At 45.1% G+C, this 24,945-nt stretch carries 20 protein-coding genes and 1 other annotated feature; of the genes, 3 read left to right on the plus strand and 17 right to left on the minus strand.

Annotated features, from left to right (window positions below; all coding sequences use genetic code 11):
* Positions 1-19 precede the first annotated feature (19 nt).
* Together tyrS and J2736_RS28425 are read right to left on the minus strand one after the other, a co-directional pair.
* Complete coding sequence (gene tyrS, locus J2736_RS28420) at positions 20-1,279, minus strand: tyrosine--tRNA ligase (RefSeq protein ID WP_310501955.1); 1,260 nt, start codon at positions 1,277-1,279, stop codon at positions 20-22.
* Positions 1,280-1,335: 56 nt separating this feature from the next.
* Positions 1,336-1,596: a binding site (T-box leader), on the minus strand.
* Positions 1,597-1,662: 66 nt separating this feature from the next.
* Positions 1,663-2,676, minus strand: a complete 1,014-nt coding sequence (locus J2736_RS28425) for an HRDC domain-containing protein (RefSeq protein WP_310501956.1) — start codon at positions 2,674-2,676, stop codon at positions 1,663-1,665.
* A gap of 201 nt (positions 2,677-2,877) precedes the next feature.
* Here J2736_RS28425 and J2736_RS28430 point away from each other — a divergent pair, with 201 nt between their 5' ends.
* Together J2736_RS28430 and J2736_RS28435 are read left to right on the plus strand one after the other, a co-directional pair.
* Positions 2,878-3,171, plus strand: a complete 294-nt coding sequence (locus J2736_RS28430; RefSeq protein WP_310501957.1) for a DUF3055 domain-containing protein — start codon at positions 2,878-2,880, stop codon at positions 3,169-3,171.
* A gap of 52 nt (positions 3,172-3,223) precedes the next feature.
* Positions 3,224-3,535 (plus strand): hypothetical protein, encoded by a 312-nt coding sequence (locus tag J2736_RS28435; protein WP_310501958.1) that lies wholly within the window; start codon positions 3,224-3,226, stop codon positions 3,533-3,535.
* Between the two features lie 60 nt (positions 3,536-3,595).
* Here the strand turns inward: J2736_RS28435 and J2736_RS28440 are convergent, their stop codons facing one another.
* Positions 3,596-5,080 carry a tagaturonate epimerase family protein gene (locus tag J2736_RS28440; protein WP_310501959.1) on the minus strand — a complete coding sequence of 495 codons (1,485 nt, stop codon included), beginning with the start codon at positions 5,078-5,080 and terminating at the stop codon, positions 3,596-3,598.
* 177 nt (positions 5,081-5,257) lie between these two features.
* On the opposite strand from J2736_RS28440, the gene J2736_RS28445 reads away from it, so the two are divergent.
* Complete coding sequence (locus J2736_RS28445) at positions 5,258-6,109, plus strand: AraC family transcriptional regulator (RefSeq protein WP_310501960.1); 852 nt, start codon at positions 5,258-5,260, stop codon at positions 6,107-6,109.
* Between the two features lie 140 nt (positions 6,110-6,249).
* Here J2736_RS28445 and J2736_RS28450 read toward each other — a convergent pair whose 3' ends face one another.
* The 14 genes from J2736_RS28450 to J2736_RS28515 form a co-directional block, all read right to left on the minus strand.
* Positions 6,250-8,361 carry an alpha-galactosidase gene (locus J2736_RS28450; RefSeq protein WP_310501961.1) on the minus strand — a complete coding sequence of 704 codons (2,112 nt, stop codon included), beginning with the start codon at positions 8,359-8,361 and terminating at the stop codon, positions 6,250-6,252.
* A gap of 19 nt (positions 8,362-8,380) precedes the next feature.
* The gene (locus tag J2736_RS28455) at positions 8,381-9,199 is read right to left on the minus strand and encodes a carbohydrate ABC transporter permease (protein ID WP_310501962.1); all 819 of its coding nucleotides are present in this window, start codon (positions 9,197-9,199) and stop codon (positions 8,381-8,383) included.
* Positions 9,199-10,077: a carbohydrate ABC transporter permease gene (locus J2736_RS28460; protein ID WP_310501963.1), complete on the minus strand. Its 879-nt coding sequence runs from the start codon at positions 10,075-10,077 to the stop codon at positions 9,199-9,201. The genes J2736_RS28455 and J2736_RS28460 overlap by 1 nt, the downstream gene beginning before the upstream one ends.
* A 63-nt stretch (positions 10,078-10,140) precedes the next feature.
* Positions 10,141-11,469, minus strand: coding sequence for an ABC transporter substrate-binding protein (locus J2736_RS28465; RefSeq protein WP_310501964.1), 1,329 nt, complete (start codon positions 11,467-11,469; stop codon positions 10,141-10,143).
* Positions 11,470-11,581: 112 nt separating this feature from the next.
* The gene (locus J2736_RS28470; protein ID WP_310501965.1) at positions 11,582-13,207 is read right to left on the minus strand and encodes a response regulator transcription factor; all 1,626 of its coding nucleotides are present in this window, start codon (positions 13,205-13,207) and stop codon (positions 11,582-11,584) included.
* Entirely contained in the window at positions 13,182-14,999 is a 1,818-nt protein-coding gene (locus J2736_RS28475) for a sensor histidine kinase (RefSeq protein ID WP_310501966.1), read from the minus strand. The genes J2736_RS28470 and J2736_RS28475 overlap by 26 nt, the downstream gene beginning before the upstream one ends.
* A gap of 199 nt (positions 15,000-15,198) precedes the next feature.
* On the minus strand, positions 15,199-16,539 hold the full coding sequence (locus J2736_RS28480) for an ABC transporter substrate-binding protein (protein ID WP_310501967.1): 1,341 nt from the start codon (positions 16,537-16,539) through the stop codon (positions 15,199-15,201).
* A 250-nt stretch (positions 16,540-16,789) separates the two neighbouring features.
* Positions 16,790-17,665 carry a 5'-3' exonuclease gene (locus tag J2736_RS28485; protein ID WP_310501968.1) on the minus strand — a complete coding sequence of 292 codons (876 nt, stop codon included), beginning with the start codon at positions 17,663-17,665 and terminating at the stop codon, positions 16,790-16,792.
* A gap of 130 nt (positions 17,666-17,795) precedes the next feature.
* Positions 17,796-18,338, minus strand: a complete 543-nt coding sequence (gene ssuE, locus J2736_RS28490) for an NADPH-dependent FMN reductase (RefSeq protein ID WP_310501969.1) — start codon at positions 18,336-18,338, stop codon at positions 17,796-17,798.
* Between the two features lie 163 nt (positions 18,339-18,501).
* Positions 18,502-21,744, minus strand: coding sequence for a glycosyltransferase family 39 protein (locus J2736_RS28495; RefSeq protein ID WP_310501970.1), 3,243 nt, complete (start codon positions 21,742-21,744; stop codon positions 18,502-18,504).
* Positions 21,745-21,825: 81 nt separating this feature from the next.
* Positions 21,826-22,053 carry a DUF7667 family protein gene (locus J2736_RS28500; RefSeq protein WP_310501971.1) on the minus strand — a complete coding sequence of 76 codons (228 nt, stop codon included), beginning with the start codon at positions 22,051-22,053 and terminating at the stop codon, positions 21,826-21,828.
* A 168-nt stretch (positions 22,054-22,221) separates the two neighbouring features.
* On the minus strand, positions 22,222-22,413 hold the full coding sequence (locus J2736_RS28505) for a hypothetical protein (RefSeq protein WP_310501972.1): 192 nt from the start codon (positions 22,411-22,413) through the stop codon (positions 22,222-22,224).
* 172 nt (positions 22,414-22,585) lie between these two features.
* Complete coding sequence (locus J2736_RS28510; protein ID WP_310501973.1) at positions 22,586-23,761, minus strand: DNA sulfur modification protein DndB; 1,176 nt, start codon at positions 23,759-23,761, stop codon at positions 22,586-22,588.
* Positions 23,761-24,927 (minus strand): DNA sulfur modification protein DndB, encoded by a 1,167-nt coding sequence (locus J2736_RS28515; protein ID WP_310501974.1) that lies wholly within the window; start codon positions 24,925-24,927, stop codon positions 23,761-23,763. Before J2736_RS28515 ends, J2736_RS28510 begins: the two co-directional genes overlap by 1 nt.
* Positions 24,928-24,945: the final 18 nt, after the last annotated feature.

The raw sequence follows: 24,945 nt of genomic DNA on the forward strand, positions 1-24,945 counted from the left end.
CACCTTTTTTATATCTCACTTAGGTTAGCTTAATTTTGACAAACTTCCGTTTCCCAACTTGCAGGATATCACCATCTGCTGGTGTAATTTGCGCATGAATGTCGGTTAGCTTCGCTTCGTTGATTTTGACAGCGCCTTGCTCCACGCTCCGTCTTGCTTCCCCATTAGACGCTTGCAAAGCTAGATGGACCAACAGCTTGATAATTGAGATCCGTCCTTCATCCAACTGCTCGGAACTTAGGTTAACCTCCTCAATTTCATCAGGTAAAGACCGCTTCTGAAAAACAGTAATGAAATGCTGTTCGGCCTCCTCAGCAGCTATAGCGCCGTGGTACATCTCCACATACCCTTTCGCAAGTTTTATCTTGGCGTCTCTAGGATGGATCGTACCCGCTTCAAGCCCTTCTCGCAGACCTTCGATTTCCGCATTCGACAAGGCCGTCGTCAGCTCGAAATATTTGAGCATCAACGTATCCGGAATGGACATCGTTTTGCCGAAAATATCAGTCGGTGACTCATCGATTCCGATGTAGTTGCGCAGGCTTTTGCTCATTTTCTGAACACCATCCAGCCCCTCAAGCAAAGGCATCAGAATCGCCACTTGACCTTCTTTGATCTCATAAGCACCTTGAAGCGTGCGGCCCATCAAGATGTTAAACGTCTGATCAGTTCCACCTAATTCGATGTCACTTTCCAGTGAAACCGAATCGTAGCCTTGCATAAGCGGGTAGAAAAACTCATGTACATGAATCGGCTGATTCGCCGCATACCGTTTGGCAAAATCATCTCTTTCGAGCATGCGAGCCACAGTTACCTTACCTGCAAGTCTTAGCACATCATCAAAACGAAGCTCACCTAACCAAGAAGAGTTGTAATGAAATGTTGTTTTATTCAAATCCAACACTTTGGCTAACTGTGTTTGGTAAGTTTCTGCATTACGTTTGACATCTTCCTCTGAAAGCTGTTTACGCGTCTCCGATTTCCCCGTCGGATCCCCGATTCGTCCTGTAAAATCACCAATAATGAGCTGAACCTCATGGCCCAAATCCTGAAATTGACGGAGCTTCTGCAGGACAACGGTATGTCCGATATGAATATCGGGTGCTGATGGGTCTAAGCCAAGCTTAACTTTGAGGGGGATCCCGGTCACGACAGCCTTCATAATCTTCTGTTTCAGCGCTTCCTCTGGCACGATGTCTGCTGCGCCTCTTTGGAGAATACTTAATTGAACCTCCACTTGATGTTGTTGCTCTTCCGTAAGCTTATCCCATGAAACCATACGATCCCTCCGTTCAATTGGTAAAAAGAAAACAAAAAAGACAACCACCTCGTCCACAAAGGGACGAGAAGGTTGTCTCGCGGTACCACCCTAATTAAAGAGAGGGGTTCCATGCTTTACAGCATGTCACTTCTCTTTCACTTAGAAGAATAACGACAATAAAATTGCCGGGTGTAAGCTACTGATACTCGCATGAGTACGTTCCCTCCACCAACTCAGAACTGTAATTCGGAAAACATGCTTGCATCGGTTTGCACCTTCCACCGACTCTCTGCAGCAGCGGCATTTCTCCTACTTGGGCCATCGCCCGTGTTCGTCATCGCATTAACGGTTATTAGATTATTGACCATTTAATCATATCCGGTTAGTTCTTGTCAATACGCCTAACTAGCGGCTTGCGACGTAAATCTTTCCTTCTCCCTGCGAAAACGCAACCGAAGCAGACGCAGCCATTCATAGGCACGGTCTAACTCTTTACCTTTCAATTCATCCGTCCCCGTAAGGCTCTTGAGAACTGGTTTCAAATAGCGGTCACCTTCGGATTCATACGCATTCCAAGCCTTAATTTGCTCTTCTTCTGGGATCGTAGCAAGCTCTGCCTCCACAAGTGGATCCATATCATAGCCTTCACGATCCAATTCTTCCACCCACAGCAGTAATTCTCTTCGCGGCATCGTTAAATTGGCTTGAAGATCGGCTAAGTTGCCGCCACCAGCAACGATTTCAAGCAGTTTACGTTTACTGATCTCGCGATCTTGTTCGATACGCAGCTTCTGTTCCTTCTGTGCGAGCAGCCAGCTTTCGAATTTCATTGTATCCACATAGTTGGCCACCCAATCCAACGGAAAACCGTTGGTGCGCGTGCTTTGACCGATCAGACTAAGCAATTGCTCTGCGTACATTGCGGTTTTTTGCTCGCCGAAGCCAGGGATTTGCTGCAGCTCTTCCTTGGTCTGAGGCAAGAAGACCGAAATCATCCGTAGAACGCGGTTCGTTGCAAGGATATAGGGAGCCTTCTTCTCACGACTGGACTGCTCGCGGCGCCATATACGCAAAGACTCGTACATCGCATCATTCGGATTTTCCTCACAGTAATACGTTAGCATTTGGGTCATTTTCGCTTTGCCAGTAAGCCCATTCGTCAGATCTAATTCTGTGTGAACTAATGGCCGGAAGCCGATCCGAATCTTCTCGCGTAAGCCTTGACGGAACGCAAATAGCATTTCATCCCAACTAATGCCTTGGAACCATTCATCCTGCTCCAGCTTACCATCGAAGTCAGGTTCACTCCAATATACGCTCCAAATCCCCTGCTCCTCCACAATAGAAACCTGTGCGGAAATCACTTGCCCATCCCCCGAATTCTTCTCCAACGTGTTCAAAAATACAATGTTCATTGCCATGCCTCCCGACGATTTTATGAAATGAGTGTGAGAAAAACGAAAAAGCACCTCTACCGCCCGCTAGGGCAGAAAAGGTGCTTCCCATTTCCAATATCCAAATCATACCATGTTTGTCAGTTAGGCGCAAGGCAGTTTTGCCCGCCACCTTTTATCGGTTATAATGGGTGCATACTAGAAAGAGAATGGAGTGTCCTCATGTCTGATTATGACTTTTTATACGATCATCAAGAAGAAACAACAACACGATTTGTGTGTTTTGTTGGTAATGCCTTGCACCGTTTTGACCTCGCTATTATGACAACTACCCGTTATTACGGGAAAAAGTTGGTCATTGATTTACAATCAGGACGCAGTGCTGTCATTGGACCGGACGATTTGGACGAAGAAGGCTACCTCGAGCATGTGTTTAAGATCAACGAAGAACAAGCTCAAGAGCTTACCGAATTTTTATCCCAAATTATTGGATCCATACATTTCACGGATATTTAAAGGATTGGCGGGGGACACTGGAAAAAGCATAACCTGAAAAGGAGGCTTATCCATGTCCAAAAAGTCATCACAGAATAACCACGTAGAAGGATTAGGCTTCCTCTCAGAGGACCGCCTCGCCGCGTACACGGACCTCAAGACCGTAGAATCCCAACGGAACGATATGATTCCAGAGGAATTCCCAGAAGGGGCATACGGCACAAGCATGATGTCTGAGTCACTTGGGAAGAGCACCCCCTGGCGAGAAGATCAACGTCCGACTAACCGATTCGCTTATGAGAATCGCGAATTGCACGAGGGTATCACAAGGGACTATCCAGGAGCAGATGATGCGAACGGCGAGTCTACTGAGGGCTTGTCCTAAATGAGAAACGCCACGAACACCCGTCATAGGGATGTTCGTGGCGTTTTTTTGTTCACTTGATTATTTGCCTAGCAATTCCAAGTGTCTGCCAATATGGTGACGAAGACCTTCTGCGAATGTATCTTCTTGCTGGGCTAACGTTTGGAAAAACTCATCAGCGAACGTGCGGCTTCCATCTTCATTTTTCGCTTGAAGGAGCAGACCATACGTAATGTGCAGCAATTGACGCGCATTGTTCTCTTCCATGTAATCAGGCAGCTGCGCATCTGCTACATCACTAAGCAGAGCAATTGCGCTAATATCTGTCGTTACGTGGTAGTATGCTGTCGCCTCGACGAAGTGATCAAGTGCGTATTGGTGCATCCGACGATAAAGTGTAGGATTCACTTTCGCTACAACACGTACCGCTTCCAGCCAGTTTGTGCCCGCTGTTTTGATGTGGAACAGACCATTCGTGTATTGTCCGATCAACGGGAACACACTGAATTTATCACTGCCGGAATGGATGCTTAACTTGTATTCAAAATGAACAGCAATTGCAGCATGACTAGCTAGCTCACGCTCAAATTGTGCGATATCGCCAATGTAGTCGATCCCTTTTTGAAATTCGCCGCAGAAACGTGGTGCCATGCTAAAGATGGTAACACCGCGATCACGCAACTCATTCGCAACCAAATAATGGGCCTCAGGTGATGTTGGCGTCGCTGTTTCATCAATGGAAATCTCGAAATCAACCGCACGATCAAGTGTAACGATATACTTGCGGTAGATCGCTTCCATGAAATTAATCGCAGCATCATAGATTAGAACATCTTTTTTCAAGGCTTCAGCTGTGTAAGCAAGTGTGGCGCCTGGAACATTAGCGGCTGTTTGCAGGTAGCGCTCTTCATAGCGGTTGCGCAAACTAGCAGGTAATTGTTCGTATTTCGCTGCAATTTCTGCTTCAGACAACGATTCAATGGTATTGTCGATGTTTTCGGAGCAATCCAATGTCAACATCGTAAATCCAAGACGCAACGCGTACTCGATGTCTGCTTCTTTCTTCAAGTGGTCGCCGTCAGCGCCGTACCCATCTGTGTATCCTTCTTGCAGGACGGCATAAGCCGCTGCATCCAGAACATCCTCATAGGTGCGACCAGTTAGAGCAAGCTCACGAATGCTTTGTTGCGCAAGAACCGGACGAATATCTTTACCGCGGATCGTTTGGATATGACCAGGACTTGCGATACCAAGACGGTCACCTAAGCCCATCGTTGCTACTTGTGTACCGAAGGCTTGTGGCGCTGTGTAAGGTAAAAACTGATTGATTACCAGTCGGTTTGCATGTGTTAATGGCGCTACTTTTCCGCCTTCTACGACTTCACCTTGCAATTGGTCGAACAAATCTCCGGAGCCTACGACGATTAGCTGCTTGCCCTCTGTTGTGCGTACCATCAACAATGTTGTATCTCCCACTTGCGTTAAGGAAGACGCATAAACTTTAATTACTTCGGATGAGAACTCGTTTACTTTTCCTGCGCGTACTGCCTCTATAAGTGCGTTCATGTTTAATTTCCTCCTAATTTTGCAAGCGTTTGCTAATCATGCTATAGCTTCATTTTATCGCAAGTAAGGAGCGTTTTCTCTTCATCTATTCCTATTTTTAGCGAAAACTATTCATATTTTTCACTAGTTCTATGCTATACTTCAGTTACCTCATTTCACAATAAGGAGCATACTCATATGTCACGTACCGTCACCTTCGGCAATGAAGATGAAGGCCCCTTTTATATTCAGCATATTCATCGTTCCGGTCCCTTCGAGAGAACTCAGCACATGCATGAAATGTATGAACTGTATTATTTATACGAAGGAGAACGTATGTATTTTATCCGGGATAGGTCGTATCTCATTCTTCCGGGAGATTTGGTTCTCATCAATCGTCGTGAACTCCATGCCACTTCCGATTCAGATCGATTAGGACATGCAAGAGTCGTCATTAACTTTAGTGACAGCCTTTTGGAAAATAGAAAAGAGGAAGCCCCCTTTTTGCTCGATGCCTTCACACATGCTACGCCTGTACTGCGGTTAGATCTGCCTACCCGGCGTCTCGTAGAAGACATTCTCGGGAAATTGCTTTATGAAGCGAAGGAGCCACATATTGGGCAATCCTTTGCCATTACGCACTATCTGATTGAACTCCTTCTATTCACGGCACGTTTCGTTCGCGTACATCCAGTTACTTCACCCGAACATGTTTCGCCCTTACATCGAAAAATATCCACTATCGTCCGCCATATCAATGAGCATTCTGCTGAATCTGTGCGATTGGAGGAGCTAGCTGAACAGTTTGAAATCAGCCCTGCTTATTTAAGCCGGATGTTCAAAGAAATCACCGGATTCTCACTTGTTGAATATGTAAATCTCGTGCGCGTACAGGAAGCTCAGAGACTTCTAGCCACTACGAGGCTAAAAGTTATCGTGATTGCTGAGCAAGTAGGTTTCGGCTCCCTCGTGCAATTTGGGCGTGTATTCCGCCAAATGACAAAAATGACGCCGCTGCGATATCGGCAGTCGGCTATAGTAAGTAGGTAGGCGCTTTTGCGATGCGTAACTCGATTTTTTCGAGTTACGATCATCAGAGGAACACGGTCTCCTGAGCGGAAGTGGAGTTGTGACCTCACCTTCGATCCAATCACAGAAAAAGCCCGCACCATGCGGGCTTCACTTCCAAACTAATCCAAACGTTTCACTCGTATCAGCCTACTTTGATAATCCCCGCGCAAAGTCACAGGAATACCTAAGTTCATCAGTGTTGAGCCGTGACGGATGACAGGTTCTCCTCCATCCAATCTCACCTCATAGGAGGCATGAGACACAAGGTTTTGCAAAGGTAAATGCCGAACTTCCGTGCCAAAATGCTGCGATTGCAAGAAAGTAAATACAACACTTTCACTTCGATCCGCGCTATTGTACTGACAAGCAGCTATATTCGAATCTCGCAGCGAGGACAGGCGGTACAAGTCACCTTTTAAAATAATAGGCCTGATCTCTTTGTACAGTTCAACATAGCTCTTCGCTTCCTCTAATTCTGCGTGCGACCATTTGCTAATGTTCGCCCCAATGCCCAAGCCGCCCATCATGGCACTATGGAATCGGTAGGATAGAGGGAGACTCCTCCCGTTAAAGCCATGCGGCGACTCCGTTACCCAACACATCATGACAGACGGACTGTAGGCGAAAGAGAATCCCTCCTGAATTGCTAAACGATCGCGCGCATCCGTGTTATCACTAATCCATGCTTGGTCCGCATAGCGCAGAATACCTAAATCAATTCTCGCGCCGCCGCCCGCGCATGTCTCAAATTCCACATCGGGGAAGCGCTCCCTCAATTCCGCCCAAATGGCATATAAATGATCAACATGCTTGATCCAAATGCCTGCATGACCATCGTGCCCCGAGGCAATCGTGCCTGGCTCTGTCACAGTTCGGTTCATATCCCACTTGATAAATCGGATATCATAAGTAGTAAGCAAGGTCGTCATGAAGTCGAGAACGAATTGCTTCACTTCAGGCAGCCCCAAATTTAGCAGCAGCTGATTGCGCAGCTGTGTACCTTCGCGTGTCGGAAATTGATATACCCATTCCGGATGCGCTCGGAACAAGTCACTGTCCGGATTGACGGACTCCGGCTCGACCCATAACCCGAATTCCATACCCAGTTCCTTTACGTGGTCGATCAACTCCTCAAGACCATTGGGGAATTTCTGCGCATTGACATACCAGTCACCTAACCCCGCTCGATCGCTTTGGCGCTGGCCGAACCAGCCGTCGTCAACAACGAAACGCTCCACGCCCAAACGAGCAGCCTGGCCAGCAAGTTCCTTTTGCCCTTCCACGGTTACCGCGAATTCCGTTGCTTCCCATGAGTTGTACAGCACTTTGCGCAGCTTGCTAGTCGGCAGCACGCAATCTTTTTGGTACCGGTGTAAATGACGGCTCATCTGACCGAATCCACCAGATGTGAAGCCGCCGACAAAAACAGGAGAAACATATACTTCCCCCGGAGCGAGCATCAAGGGGCTATCAAAATCGTTCACGCCTCCGACAATTCGCACATGCCCGAAAGACGTTTTCTCTGCAACGATTTTCCAATTGCCGCTCCAGCCAAGAGCTCCGAACCACACGTGCCCCGATGTCTCGTCCGCTTTGCCATTATCAATGGCATACCATGGATTGGCGTGTGGACCCGTGAAGCCTCTGCGCGACTCCAGTACTTTTTTACCTTCGGATAAGACTGTTGATCTTAATTGATATTCACCTGCCCAGCGACCTGTCACATGCGTCATGCGGTAATCCGGCAGAGCCTGTACCGTCCAAACAGCTGCCATGATCTGCTCAATGCGAATGGACTCATTCACCCCATTTTTCACCTGTACGTATCGTTCAATGAGATCATACACGGGCAACGCCTTGTAATGAACATCAACTTCTAACGAATAGTAAGCATCCACCATCCGCAATACGATTTCAGTTTCGCTTACTAATCGATGTCCCTCATACTTCAGCTTCAAGTCCCGAACACCGTCTGCGAACGAAACTTTCAACGCCGGTTCCGCATAATGGCATCCACCCCAGCCTCCGTACTCCTCTGTCTCCTTATCGATTTCTGCATCGAAGGAGCTATGTAACCTGCTCACCAGTAAATACCCGCACTCCGAAGCCTCAATGTGTTCTCCCCAATACAAGTGCTGAATAGTACCTTTCTCATTGATCCCAAACACATACGATGATCCATCCGTGCGAATTTCAAAGATGTTTTCTTTGTCCAAATAGGTTATAGGCACCTCAATTGCCTCCTTGTTACTATCCTTTGATCGCGCCAGCGGCAATCCCTTTGATGATGAATCTCTGCATGAACAAGAAAAAGATGATAATCGGAATCATGCCCATAACCGCATAAGCAAAAGCCAGATTTAAGTCGCTGCTATATTGACCGAAGAAAAAGTACTGCTGTAGCGGGATCGTTCGGTAGTTTTTATCCTGCAGATAGAGGAGTGGAAGTAAAAAATCGTTCCAAATGTACAACGCATTAAGTACGAGAACCGTAGCTGTAACCGGCTTGAGCAACGGCATTACAACTCGGATAAATATACCCGGTGTCGAACAGCCATCAATTCTAGCTGCTTCCTCAATCTCACGCGAAATTCCTTTCACGAAACCTGTGTAAAACAGTACGCCCATCTGCACACCGAAACCGCCGTAGATCAGCGCTAGCCCCCAATGTGAATTAACAAGATGAAATGATTTTCCAATTTGATACAACGGCAGCATAATGACTTGAAAAGGGACCATCATACCCGATAGAAATAGGATGAACATGAAGTTATAAAATGGCTTATTTCTGCGCGCAATGGCATATCCCGCAAGTGCAGAAGCGAAGATAATTAACGCCACAGAGATGACGGTTACAATCAGACTATTCATAAATGCTGCGGGATACTTGGATGTGCTCCACGCATGCGTGTAATTCGCAAAATTCAAGCTTGTCGGCAACGCATAAAAGGAATCGAAAGTTTGCTTCGCAGTCTTGAGCGACATCAGTAGTGCAACATACATCGGAAACACAAACAGAATAGCCATAATAGCCACGGCAGCGAATGTGCTATATCGTGTGATTTTCATTACATTTCCACTTCCCGTCTTCTGAAAATGGATAATTGTACAATGGTCACGATGACCAGAATGACGAAGAATATCATGGATAAGGCCATGCCGTACCCTGCTTTAAAGGAGTTAAAAGCTGTTTTGTAGATGAACGTTGTAATCACCTCTGTTGCAAAGCCTGGTCCTCCTTGGGTGGTTACCCAAACGAGATCAAACACTTTGAGTGAACCCGTCAATACCAGCAGCAGATTGATCGTAATCGATGGTGCAAGCAAGGGTAATGTCACATGCCAGAACGCTCGACCCGCTCCTGCTCCATCCATTTTGGCACTCTCCACGAGCTCGCTTGGAATGCCCTGTAAACCGGCGATATAGATAATCATTGGGGCGCCCACGCCTTGCCACAAAGCCACTAGAATTAATCCAAATAAAGCATGATCAGGATTGCCAAGCGGACTTGTCACATCCAAACCGAACACGCTTAACAATTTGGGAAATCCCGTGCTGAAATTGTATTTCCAAATAAATCCAGATAATACAATAGACAGAATGCTCGGCAGGAAGAAAATCGTCCGAAACACATTCTTCAATTTCAAGTAAGAATCCAGCAGTAATGCCAGCAGAAGCGATAATACATTCACAAGCACCATGAGAATAAATGCGTATTTAAACGTATTTCCAAGCGCGGCCCATACGTCCGAGTCATGAAAAGCATGCACGTAGTTTTCCCAGCCAATATACGTCAGCTTGCGTGAAACACCATCCCAACTGGTGAAGGAATATCGCGTTCCAATCACAAATGGAAGAAGGACGGCTAACGTAAATAAAAGAATACCCGGAATAAGGAACAGAACATACCAGAACTCACCACGGATCATTCGTTTCATGTTTCCCATAAGTTATTCCCTTCCTGATGAATAACGGCACAGGCAGTCGCCTATGCCGTTATAACTCTGTCGTTATTTGTGGTTTTTGGCAACCCAGTCATCTAAATCCTTAATGATTTGTTCCGGCGTTGCTTTCTTGAAAAACACCTTCTGAACGTATTGCATGAATTGAGAATTCCAATCAATTGTCGTAGTGATAAAGGATTGTGAATCATACGTAAGTCCTTTATCAAAATACGGCTTAAGATCATTAACCGCTGGAGCAATGTCCGTTGACGCGCCTTTGACAAAGCTGAGTGAATTAATATTTTTCACCCAAGCATCTCCACCTTCTTTGCTAGCCATGAAAGCAAGGAATTTCAAAGCAGCTTCTTTATTCGCTGATTTGCTGTTCACCGCAAGAGAAGCATCCGGATTAAACTCAAGCTTATTCAAGCTCTCGTCATTGCTGAATGGATACGGAAAGTAGCCCATGCCTGTTTTGTACAAATCTGGATTCTTCTTCTGAATATCCGCTAATGGCCAAGTACCCATGTACATCATCCCTACATCGCCTTTGGAGAAGAGGTCAACAACGCCGTTGTAATCGACACCAAGCTGATCCTTGTTACCTAGGTCAAACAAATCTTGCGCATGTGCGATAACCGTTTTGGAGGCGGGGTTGTCTGCAAACTTCGCCGTGCCCTTTTCCACTTTGGTGAAAAAGTCCGCTTGTTTCTCTACCAGCACCGTGTTACTTGGCAGATCTCGGCTTAACCACATGGCTAACGTCCAGTTGTCTTTCCAGCCGAGGGCGAAAGGTGTTTTGCCCGCTTCTTTTATTTTTTTGGCAGCAGCAATCATCGCATCGTACGTTCTAGGAACCTGGAGGCCGAGGTCACTGAATATTTTCTTATTATAAAAAACAGCAATTGGTGTAGCATTAACTGGCATGATATAGTTCTTGCCGTCGGTTGCTTGTACTTTCAATACGCTAGGATCGAAGTTTGACATGAAATCCTTCCCCGTCAAATCTTCAAGATACCCGCCATCATGCAGTAGCTTCGTATTGCTGCCCGCATTTAACGTAAACACGTCCACAATATCGCCGCTAGCAATTTTCGTTTTCAAAAGCGTGTAGTAATCATCATATTTAACAGGCTGTACCTCGACTTTGATGTTGGGGTTTTGCTTTTCGAACTGCTCAACGATTTTGGCTACTCCGTCCGTAACATCACTTTTGAAATGCATGAAGGAAATCGTAACAGGCTTATCTACTTTGGCTGTTGCGGTAGCAGCAGGCTTCGTCTCACTGCTGGCAGCCGGCGCAGTCGTACTTGTTGATGTGCTCTCACTGCCGCATGCTGACAATAATAGCGCCACCATCGTTGCCGAAACACCTGCACTTACTAACTTGTTCATATCTTTTACCCCTCTTCCTCGTTATCGGTATAGAACAATCGTCTCTCGTTCTGAATCCTATCTTACGCGTGGAAAGAAGGAATCGTAATAAAATAAATTGTCGTTCTGATGTTCAAAATTTTGGTGTGAAGGATTTCGCCCCATGCCTCTCTCGGTATTCCGATGGAGTTTGTCCCGTGAATTTTTTGAACACTTGGCTGAAATAACGCTGATTTTCATAGCCCACAAGCTCGGAAATTTCACTGATTTTGGATTCAGACATATTCAGCAGCTCGCACGACTTTTCCATCCGTTTGCGTGTCACATACTCGATGAAATTTTCAGAGGTCACCGATTTAAACTGCTTGCTTAAGTAACTCGGATCCAGATGAAAGCGTGTTGCGATATCAATTAGACTGATGTCTTCAAAGTAATGCGCATCCAAATAGGCAGCGATCTCGTGAATAGAATGAACAGATGGCGTCATTCCCTTGCTCGCATGATATTCCTCGATAGCCTCAGTGAACTGGCTCAGGAAGTCGCTAAACTGACTATGATTTACGATACCTGATATCGAACGCGCATCGAAGAGCTGCGGATACGATAGCACCATTTCTGCCATTTCAGCAGCGGCGACCTCAGTTAGCTTTTTAAGTGCCCGCTGACCCTCACGGATGGTCAATCCGCTTAATTTCTCCGCCTTCAAAAGGACATTCCGCAGCAGCTCGCGACTCTCGCTCCCATTCCCTGCAGCAAACGCTTGCTGTAGACTCTTTAATTCAAACACCGTTAACAACTCCGACACAGATGGCGTCGATGCAACGGGTAATTCTGGCGAGCTCAGAGAGAAACTAGTCGCATGCAGTACATTGCTTCTCAACTGCTCATTAGCTATGTCAAAGGCGTCCGGCAATCGTTCCAAATGATGAAATACACTGCTCAAACCTGCAACCACGTCAAGCTTCAGCATCTGGTTAATCACATTGTGGAAGGTTACAAGTAAATCTCGAATTTGCGACTCCTTGTAAGCAGACTCAGGTACGTACAAACAGAGACTCATCCTGTCATCTGATTTGTAGATGTACGACGGAGCAGCATCCTGACCAGCTGAGGTGAGCACTTCGGACAATATATTTTCAATGCTGTACATTAACAAATCCGCATTGCCATGAAATTTCATCGTGGAAATGTCTTGGAATTGACGAAACATACAGAGCACTAGTCTAAAACTGCCTCTAGCGCAGGTTATCGAAAGTTCCTCCGCTTGGGACTGAATATCCACCACATTCGTGATGCGACGACTGGTCACATGCTGAAAGAACACCTCTCTGCGGAGTTGCCACATGTCTTGCGTGAATTTCTTTTGCTGCTGCAGTGTCAAATGGTTATGACTTGCCTCCATAGCCTTCACCAAAGCGCTCTTCAATTCCGTTAAGGAGATCGGCTTCAGCACGTACTCACAAGCCTGAAACGTTACTGCAGCTTTCATATACTCATACTGGGAGTACCCGCTAATGACGATCACCTTAATCTCCGAATAGTTCGTGTACAAGGCTTCGAGAAACTGTTGGCCGTTCATGACCGGCATGTTCATATCTGTCACAATAATATGTGGCTTGCTGATCCGCATAAGCTCCAATGCTTCTTCTCCATGCCGCGCTTCCGCGATAACTTCCAAGTCCAGAGAGAGTTCACTAATCATTTTACAAACGGACTTCCTGCCTAGCGATTCATCATCCACGACCATTACTTTGTACAAAGCTGTCACCCCCATTAGAATTGTAAGGAATACGTATACGAATCGTCGTTCCGATGCCCAGTTCACTCTCGATGTCCAAGCCAAATGGTGATCCATACACCAGTCTTAATCGTTCATGAACGTTCTTAAGCCCGATGGATACCCCATAGAAGACGTCGGACGATTTGTTGTCAAAAGACGACCGAAGAGCAACGAGTTTATCCGTTTCAATGCCCGGTCCATTATCTTGAACTGCCAGTACTACGGAATCCGCTTCCCGCAGCACACGTACACCAATCCGAAGGGACTGCTCCACCTCCCGCTTACTGAACGCATGCACAATCACATTCTCGAGAATCGGCTGCATGACGAAGCGAATAATAGCACAGTCCATCAGATCAGGGGCGACGTCGAACTCGATCTGCAGCGTTTCCTCGAACCGAAGCTGCTGGATGTACAAGTAATTATTCACATGTGCAAGCTCCTGACCAATGGTCGATGCTGCATTACCTTCGTAGAAGCTGTACCGAAACATGTCACCTAAAGCACGACACATCTCGTGAATTTCATAATCGCCGATAAGTACAGCCTTCCCACCGATCGTCTGCAGCGTATTGTACAAAAAATGCGGATTGATCTGCATCTGTAGGGCAAGAATTTGTGCTTCTTTATTGAGCAGCTGCATTTCGTATTTGGATTCAATCAGCTCGCGGATTTTATCCGTCATGAAATTAAAATTGCTCGTTAGTTCCGAAATATCGTCACGATAATTGGTATTCTGCTGTAGACTGACATGAAAGTTGCCTTTGCGTACAGTCTTCATTGCTTTTCCGAGTAACTTAATAGGTCTAGTAATATAATGTTGAGCAAGAATAGAAAGCAAGGAAATGCTCAGCATCACGATAATAAACGCGCCAATCGTCGTAAGCAGTATGTTCCTGCGGTTCTGTTCCAGTTCAGGGTTCGGATACACAATCGATAGCGCAATATTGCCATAATTGAGACGTGAGGTACCGACGAGCAAATCATTCTTCTTCATGAATGCGATATGCTTAGGATTATTTTGCGTGTTGAATTCCGGCTTTTCGTATTTGGGTATGCTATCTGCATATTGACCATTTGTCTGATAAAAAGGTTCCCCGCTTGCGTTCTGTAAGACGATGACGTTCGGCGTGTGATTGTTTTCTTCAATCATTTTTGCTAATTCTTTACTTTGTATATAAAAAACAAGCGTACCGAACTTCGTTCTATAGAACGGATCATAAATAGGAATCGAGTACACAAAGAAATCCTGTTGCAACGTGATGTCTTTATACGTAAACATAAGTGCTTGCTGAAATGGCAAATCGAGCATCTCCTTGTAATGAGGAATGCTCTGATCTATTTTGACAGACTCATAGCTGGCTGCTCTTGACCATGAGTCTTCCAGTTTATTTTCTTTCCCGAAAATCATGATCTTAATGATGTCTTTATTTTTATTTTGAATGAGCAAATCATAATTTTTGATGGATTCTCTGAGCAAGATGATGTCCGCATCATTATAGTTGGCCCCATGCTCCATGAGATTTAGAATCCGTTCGAAACCATATATTTGTAAGGCCGACGAAGAAATATTATTAAAATATTGATCTAAATACCCCGATAAATAGGCTGCATTCTGGTCCGAGCTTCGAAACATCGCGTTTTCCAAAGAACGGGTACTCGATTTATAGAAAATCATGGAGAGTACAAGCATGGGGATTAAGGAAATCAGAACACTGCTCCATACAATTTTGGTGCGGATGCTCCGATTAATAAATAGCCACCTGATCATGCGATCCCAACTTCCCCTGTTGTTCAACTTAAAATGCACTCGATTATACCACATTGTAACATCAATCCTGCTTCTTACAATTCAACTTATTGTAATCTTCATGTTCAAATTTTTGAAAAAGTTAAACAGGTACCACATGCCTAAACACATCTTGGACGTGTTTAGGTTGGGTACCTGTTATTGTTATTAAAACCTCATGTTACTTTTTATTTTTGTCCAAAATAGCTGTAGCTTCTTTACGGAAAGATGTTGCCCCTTCTTGCACGGTCATTTTCTTGTACATGATTTTCTCCGCAGTATCTTTAAGCAGCTTCTCGATCTCGATGGAACCGACTGGATTCGGAGGATCCATCGGTGCGCTATTTTTCTCAGCCCATGCGACATAGTCGAATACTTTGATCTCATTTGGGCTCAATAACGGTTTTAAAGCTTCTTTCACTTTGGAAGCTACAGGTACACCGCGCTCGCCTTTAATAATTTTATTCGCTTCAATATCATTGATCCAGAAATCGATGAATTTCGCTGCTTCTTCTTGCTGTTTGGAGCTGCTTGCGATGGACCAATACATACTCGGTTTGAGGAATAACCCTTTGTTTGCATCTGGACCTGGCATTGGCTGCAGGACAAGCTCACGTTTGGACGCCGTAGCTAGACCAATAAACTGATTAGACCATCCATTGGAGGAAATGGAATTACCCAATGTCAACTCGTCATCTTCAGGTGTACCTTTCTTCTGCGCAGCTTTATCTAGCGCCAGCACGCTGCCAGCGTCATAATATTTCTGAGAGCGGTTAAAATAATCAACAAACAGCTTATCGTCGGTATAACCAAGGGCTGTACCTTCTGCGTTGTACATTTTTTGTCCAAGTGTACGCAGGTAATACGGGAAGAAAACGTCATCACGGAAGCCCCCCGTAATTTTGCCCGCAGCTTTCGCTTTGGCCGTAATCGCGTCCATATCACTCCATGTCCAGTTCTTTTCAGGAGGCGTAATATTCGCTTTTTTCAACATTTCGAAGTCCATGATGCTGGTTAAAGCATTAACCCCTAAGTTCATAGCGACGAGCTTCCCGCCGACTTGACCACCTGAAACTGCATTCGGGCTTACGTCGTCCACGTTAAGAATTTTATTCTTCGTAAAAGGTGTTAAATCTGCTAATTGGTTTCTTCCACCATATTGTGTCAAATAAGAGATATCCATCTGTATAATATCTGGGAGTTGATTCGCAGCTGCTTGAGGAGCAAGCTTCTTCCAGTAATCATCGAAAGCTGCATATTCAGCTTCGATTTTCACATTCGGATGTGATTTCTCATACATTTCGATTACTTTCAGCGTATAATCGTGGCGCGCTTGACCGCCCCACCAGGCCATACGAAGCTTTACAGGATCTTTACTTGCACTTACTGTTGCACTAGGAGTCGTTGTTGTTGTTGGCGCTGTTGTAGCTCCTCCACTTGGGTTACTAGAAGTACCCGAAGAACAAGCGGTTGCTGTAAAAATCATGGATAATGACATTAATGTAACTACTGCCTTTTTCATGGTTTTTCTCCCCTTTGTACGTACATTTCAAAACCGTAATCGCTTACATTTCTATTATCTGCTAAAAATTAACATCCCGTAATTAAAAAAACCGTCTTCTTTGTTCAATTTTCCGTTTACGCTGTGTGTGAACTCAGAAAACTTACTTCCTCTCTTACTTCCACTTCTATTTTTCCATCTATTGCAAAATAAAAAAGACAATACCCGATTTTACAGGCACTGTCTCTTATCAGAACTCTCATCCGATCTCTTATCCGATCAATCTGACTAATCCTTTATACGCAATTTCATCAAATTTGCTAATGACCTTCTCCCGGTCCATCGCCCACGCGCAATCTTCTAGCGCACAAGCAACAGGCGCATCCAAGCGAATCGTCGCCAAATCCAGCGAAAGATGCAGCATATCCAGCTCCGCTTCGATCTTCGCACGCACACCCTTCGGAAGAGCAGCTAAGTTCTCGAGGATTCCAGCAATATTCACATATTCGTTAAGCAGCTTCGTTGCTGTTTTCTCCCCAATGCCTTTAACCCCTGGATAATTATCCGCGGTATCCCCCGTTAATCCCTTCAAATCAATGATTTGAGCTGGCGTTAGGCTTTTCTCCTCCATCAGCGTTTCTAGCGTGTATACCATGTAGTTGGATTGCCCTTTTTTCATAATAATGACTTCCGTGTTCTCATTGACAAGCTGGAGCATATCATGATCACCCGTTAAGATTTGCACTTTCGTCTCCGGGCTGTATGTACGAGCCAATGTGCCGATACAATCATCCGCTTCAAAGCCAACAACGCCTACATTCGGAATATTAAAGCTGGCTGTCACTTCTTTGACCAGATCAAATTGGGGAATTAATTCTTCAGGAGCAGGGCCGCGATTCGCTTTATAGGCGTCAAATTTCTCCGTCCGGAAGGTCTTGCTTCCCATATCCCAGCAGCACACAACGTGTGTCGGTTTGAATGTGCCGATCGCATCAAGCAAATATTTCAGAAATCCGTAAACACCGTTAATCGGCACACCGTGATCCGTTCTCATGATATAACCACTTGATGATGTTGCATAATAACCGCGAAATAATAAGGCCATGCCGTCTACGAGCAGCACAGATTCAGATGAATTTTGTGACATTGATAATAGCTCCCATTCCTGTGAAAATATGAATTCGTTACGAGTAGTATAGCACGGGACATGTGCTCCCGACACGCAAAAACCCGCCATCAGTAAAAGTTACCAATGACGGGTTAGGTAGGCTATGCGTTTAACGGCTCGTATGCCACTTAATTTCTTGGATGAATTCCGTTAGGGATTCGTTCAAGCGGGAAGAGATTTCATCATCGAGAATCGCTTGTCCTTGTTCACCCCAAGTTACTTGCTTATCAAGCACGTACACACCTTGCAGAATGTTCTGTGCGCCTAGGACAGACAACACGGGTTTAAGTGCATAGTCAATGGCTAGCAAATGTGCATAAGTGCCTCCAACCGCTAATGGCAATACGATTTTACGCTCGAGGCCTTTCTGTGGCAACAGATCCAAGAAAGCTTTCAATACACCTGTATATGAAGCTTTGTAGACGGGGGTAGCTACGAAAACAGCGTCAGCCTCTGCTACTCGCTTACTCGCATTCACAATCGCCTCGCTATCAAACTTGGCATACAACAAATCTTCAGCAGGCAGGTCGCGAACCTTGATCCAGTCGACTTCCAGTCCAGCTAGTTGAAGCTCATTCTTCGCAACTTCGATAACGCCATGTAAGCGTGAGGTTGGGGTTGGACTTCCTGAAATGATGACTACTTTCGCCATGTGATTCACTCTCCATTTGCAATGTGTGGGTAAAAAAAGAGACTCGCCTCCATGTGTTCGATACATAGTGGGAGTCTCCTGCTGTTCGGTCGACTTTTTTAATTCATAGTAATTCACTTGGGATTATATTACCATGGCTTATGAGGGACGTCAATCCGTCGACTCAAAAGAAATTCCAGCCCGGCATCCATCTTAGAAAGAACGAATATTTCGATGGAATAATCATCCCCGATAGAATCGGGTAAAACAGTGCGAATAGCACGAAGACGGCGGCTAAGTAGCCGTAAACCCATCTTCTTTTGTGCAGAGAACCTTGTTCCAAGTAGTCTTTGATGTAATACGTTAAGATCAGGACTAGGAACGGCACCATGGCAAAATAGTGATAAATAAACGTAAGTCGCGGCACTAACATCCACGGTAAATACTGCGAGCAATAGGCTACAAGCAGCACGCGCAGCAACTTATCTTTGCGCTTGATCGCAATGTAGAAGGACATTAACACCGCTATGAAGCCAGGCCACCACACCAGTGGATTGCCGAATGAAACGATACTCGAAAGCATGCCCGGCGGCATAAGCTTCGCTTGGTAATACCAGATTGGACGCAGCATCATCGGCCACTCCCACCAAGGTGAGGAGAACGGATGTGTGGCAACCAAATCCTTATGGTATTTGTACATATGTACCTGATAGGTGACAACATCTTTCAATTGATGCCCAGGACCTGGAACCATCATGAAAGGGATATAGGATAAGGTGTAGACACCCAACGGCACGATAACAAACATGAGTACACACCAAAGTATCGTAAGCAGTGTGTTTCGTACGAAAAGCTTCTGTACCCGTTGGAGCTTCGTCGATTCCTCTCCGGATAGCAGATCTTCGTAAACCGCGGCGCTCTCATCTGCTTCCGATTCATCACGCCTATTTTCCCTTAATACTCGCTTAGCAAATTGGTACTCTCTGTACCGCTCGAAAAGCGAGATAAACAGCAGGACGGCTAAGCCGGCACCGCCATAAATCACGATCCATTTGGAAGCCGCACCGATGCCGAAGAATAGGCCGGATAGTCCCAACGGAATCAGGGTCGTCCAAAGCTTTTCACGGAAGAAGCTCAGTGTCGTATACCAATACATGAAATAGAACATCAGCATGATAAAGAATACACCGTACACATCAATCGTGGAAATTCTGGTTTGCGCAAAGTGCATGAAATCAAAGCTAAGTAAGAAAGCCGCAATAAAGGCATATTCAGAACGACCGAACATCCGCTTAGCGAACACATACATAATAGGAATCATGCCAACACCGAATAGCGTGCCGATAATACGCCATCCAAACGGATTTAAACCGAACACATAAATACCGATAGAAATGAATATTTTGCCTAGCGGCGGGTGCGTACTTTCATACGGTTCGATCTTGTGAAGATGCTCATACGCCGTTCTAGCATGATAGATCTCATCGAAATAGGTACCATTCATATAGGTAGGTGTATACGGTACAACACTCGCCTCATCAAATAAATGAGCTGTGCTACCCGCATCAGAGGCATCGACATCGACTTCCTTCACGCTAGCGATCGGTAACGGCGTCGTTCCTCCATCTCCGAAAATGCCAATTTCATGAAGATGCAGCTTAGCGCTTTCTTGCGTGTCGATCACAATTTTCACATAACGAGCTGCTTTATTGGCTTCAACCGTATGCCAGGTGAACACCTTCGTATGGTCCGATTTAACAGCCATCGCATCTTGCCACTGCTCACCATCATTCGAGAACCAATAGGAGTAGGCGCCTTCCCCAACCCCAGCAAAACTATTAATGCGTGTAATCTGATGCGGGGAGCCGAGATCAGCAATGACCGCTTCACCGCCACGTGTAGGCTGCCAGAACGTAGTGGGATCTTTGTGCCCTCCGAGATGGAACAGCGCAATAATCGTATAGACTACCACAAGTGCGCCTAGATATAAAACATCTTTACGCGAGAAGAAGCGTCCGCGCTTACTTCTTTCTATATGATCCTCTGTCGGATGGAATATCGCCTTCCATAGTGAGGTCTCTCTGATATGCGTTGCTTTCACTTCAGGGTCATCTTCCACTTGAAACATGTCTACCTTGTCGTTGGCCGGAGGTATTGTCTCCTCCACATGGCCATCTTGATCTGATTTCACGAAAAGCCTCCATCCCAATATACATGCATAGACAAACATCATAACATTGATCCACGAAACCGTCAGCATTAATGGGTTATATCGCGGAATGTGATAGTCTTGATGAAAGCTTCGCAAGAGGACATCGCCGATATTAATAAAATGCGTGATACTGAAGCCGATAAAAAGCCACAGAATTCGCCGATCCTTCATATAAATAAAGCTCGTTAAGGCTAGCAGTAAGCCATAGTGCAAATAACGCTCGTGCATTTTGGTCATACACATAAATATTGCCGTGATAAATAAGAAGGATATGTACAATACGGCTCCGCGCCGCTGCTTACCCAACCAGTAAAGCAGACAAACATATAGGATGGACAGCACCATCAAAACGAGCCCAATCCATTTATAAGACAAATGCCAAAAGCCGCTGTTAATGTCGACAAAATTTCCGCCAAGCAGTGCAAACAGATTAAACGCATTGAGCGAAGCATAGGGATAAGAAGCTAGCGTGCCCGAATACAATTCAATCATCCAGCCATAACCTCGGCCTATTGCAAAAGGAAGTGCAAGAACAGCCATTGTGGCTAGTCCTGTCAAAACACTCAATATCCAAACCATCGCGTTGCGTGCACGTATCACATCAATCAACAAAAAGATACCAAACAGCAGCGCTTGAGGTTTAAGCAAAAGAGCAAGTGCGATAAAGAAGGCCGCTTGAGGCAATTTGCCCCTCATTTGCATCAATAAAGTCGCCACAATAAATAACATGAAAAATGAATCTACCTGTCCCCACACCGCAGAATTTGCCCAAATGGCAGGGTTAAAAGCGAACAGAGCAGCAATCCAGAGCGCTTGCTTCCATGTACGTGCCCCTTCGTGTTTGCTGATTGCTAATCGAAACAGCAGATAAACCGTTCCAAGATCCGCAAGGATTGCGGGCAGTTTAAGGATGATTAAGGAGCCGCTACTTTCCCAAGGAATAGACAACATATGATGTAAAAAGCCTACCACATATAGGACATACATGTAGCCTGGAGGATAATCCAAGAAATAATCTTTGGCATTCGTATATAAGTCCTTTAACCCTACCGTATAGGCGCGATCTGCCCATGCCATGAACGTTCGCACGTCCGTATCATAGCCTACCCATGTAGGTGCCAAAGTAAGTCTAAGTATGAGGGCAATTAGAAGCATGAATCCTAATAAAACGAATGTAGAGGGAGCTACTCCCCTTTGCTTGAACCAGCTGACCATGCGACATCTCCTTAGCTATGAACTATTCTCATTATACCTGTCCTCACTCTTGCAGAAAAGGAAAAAAGCACCGACGCTAGGTCAGTGCTTGGGTTCAATCTTTTCGATGCGCTCACAAATGTCATGCAACCACGCATAGTCTCCTGTAATGGAAGCGCAGAGCGATAAATTTTCTAATTTTAATCGATTCCACACATAAGTCGCATTCGCTTCCATGCACAGCATTAATTCTTCTTGCTCGCCTCGAGTTAACTCTCGGGCTCTGCGTAGTGTCCATAATTCCGCCATACGTTGATGAACGGCTAACATCGCTCTTAGCCCCCTGCCCCGTGAAGTCGCTTTCATTAGCTAGTATGGACAAAGTAAGGTGACTCAAAACAGAAATTAATAATCGCACTTGAATGAATTATGAAAAGAGAAAGCAAGAGAGCTCGTCCGCTCTCTTGCTTATTGTGTTGCTTCAATAGGGTACAATCATTAAGGAATATGAACGACAGCAATTTTATCAATTGGGAAATAGAATACAACACCGTTATTATTAGCAATAACAACATTACCATTTTGGATACCAAGAAATCTTCCTTGATGATTCGGTGTAGTACCTGCATGAATTGTAATAACCGTACCAAGTCCAACATGAGCCAAAGTAGCATATACAGAGCAACTCATTGTGTTTTCCTCCCTTCAAACTTTATATGATATCGTATGCTAGTTTCAAACTTTTGATATAGACAGATGCAGAAATAGATGCGTATATTTTAAGAGTTTGGTATAGAAACGCAAAAAAAACCTTTCTATCTCTCAACTTTCATTGAGATAGAAAGGTTTCCGTTGTCTCCAATTATGCGGAGGATACTTCTTCTGAATCTGTTGCCGAATCCGTGCCTTCTAGGAAGAATTGCACGAGTTTTGCATGCTTTTTCAACGATTTCTCGTGAATGAGGTTGATTTTCCCATTATCCAAAGAACCGAATACGTAGATCAACTCTTCATTGTCATGTGACCAATCAAAGCCATCTAACAACTGCAAGGACTGTGTCCACTCTTCGTTATATTCACCATTCGGGAATAAGAAACGATTGGCATACAGGGCAATACTCTCCTGAATGACACGATTCGCTGAAGTATATTGCGCTAATCCTGGCTGCTCTGGCATCATTGGCAAGATGGTGTTGAAGAATTGATGCAAGATTTCCACATAAGTCGATGGATCATGTCGAATCTTACGTTGCAATTCATAGGAAGGCTGCATTCTACCTGAGAATAGCATCGTCGCCGTCGCATACAACCAGCTGAAGCATGTAAAGTTGCGGTTAAAGGAGGTCAAGTTACTGCGTCTCTCTACACCCGCTGCCTTCAAATACACGTTATGGTCTACAACTTGTTGGATAACCAGATTAAGCGGATCGATGGAATCGAAGGAATGTCCTAATTCCTTACTAACTAGCTGCACTTTGGAGTTGATATCGCCGAATAACTGTTGCTCTTCTTCCTCCGTTAAGCCGATATAGATTTGCACAGCAAGCTGTGTTTCCATCAGGTCTAGACGTCTACCCTCAAGTTGATTAATAGTGCCTTCTGTTTCCTCAACCTCTTGCTTAATCTCCGCATCGTCACTAAACTTCCGTTGTTTAATCTTCAGCAGAGCCAGCTTCTTCTCATAACGGCGTACTTCTTTTTGCATCTGATCGTTCACATAACCCAGTGCTAGAATACGATGCTGACCATCTAGAATGGATAGTTTCGAGCCATGACGCAAGAGGAACTCCTTCGCTCCTTTGGAGAGCTGGTTCACCTCGCGAAGCGATAGCGTGACAGGACCGAAGAACACATGGTCTAACTCACGTTCTTGCAAATAAGTAGAGATCTTCCGGCGCTGCATATTACTCAGCTTCCGTTGAACCATCGGATCAATCATCGTATAGTTCAGCAAGTCCTGAACGCGCAAGGCTACAGTCGCAAGACCGAACCTTTCGCAGAAAGGATGGATAGTCATTTTTAGGCGTAATCCTTCCATTAGCTCACGTCCTCCTTATTCCCAAAACTAGCTTTATAAGCGTCAGCGTCACTGATTAGGAATGCATTCTGCTCTTGATAGAAGCTTTTAATATGGTTGTAAGCTTTCATAATCCGCGTGCGTCTTGGTAGACGGTCTTTTTCTTCCCCAGCATAAATGCTGTTCCAATTCACATGCGGCAATATTTTCAAAGCATGTTCAAGCGCATAGCGATTAAAGCTGCCTGTTTTCGTTGCTTCTTCGTGCATGAACAGGGCTAACGCAATTTGGATGTTCTCAGACCAGACGATTTCACCCTTTGTTGGTGACGGCAGGTGAGTCAACAAACCGTTAAAATATCCGCCTGCTAGGGAGATCAGCTCCTGCAAATCTTTATCGGCATATTGATAATTGTTATTGCGGGCAGCTGATTTCATTCTACCTTCAAACAAGCCCACTAGAATCTCAATTAACAAGTGGTAGGAGAACAAATACTCCGGTGATTTCCCACGCTCGGAGAACATATCGACAGTCAACTTCTGCATAGCTGGTGCTTTTGCCGCAAGTTCAGTTGCCGCAACATGATAGAACCGGCGTTGATCGCGAAGTACAGCTAAGTTCCCACCGAGCTTACGAGGAAGCTTGTTAATATCTGAGAACAATTGACGTTCTTGACGCGCATTGATATCCAAGTATGTCATAGTCGAGATTGGGAACGCATATAAACGGCGCAGCTTTTCCGTAATCTCTTCCATTTTATCGTATTCACGACGATCCTTCGCACGCGCCATCTGACTTTGCAGTGTTTCCATAATGCGCTGGAAAGCTGCCAAACGATGTTGGCCGTCAACGACATACAATTTCTCGATTGGCTGTAGTCGAAGAGCCTGATTATCCTCATCATAATGCCCTGCGCCTCTTGCTGAGAAAATAATGCCAGGGAAATAGATAGGCTGGCGATCTTCTAAATATAGATTCACATAGTCAATTAACTTGGAGAGGTTCCGCGGAATAATCGCACGTTGTACTTCTAAATCCACCTCAAAAATAGAAAATAGTTTGCTAATAGGTAGTGTTGCTGCTATTGTCGCTTGACCGAACGTTTGGCCTAAAATCCCGGGAATTTCAACGTACGATGACGGCTTCTGTTCAGCTAACAACTCCGATAGTGAAGAAATGGCATCCATATGCTTACCCCTTTCAAC

It is taken from the genome of Paenibacillus qinlingensis (genome assembly GCF_031455095.1).
GTDB classification, from domain to species: Bacteria; Bacillota; Bacilli; order Paenibacillales; family NBRC-103111; genus Paenibacillus_E; species Paenibacillus_E qinlingensis_A.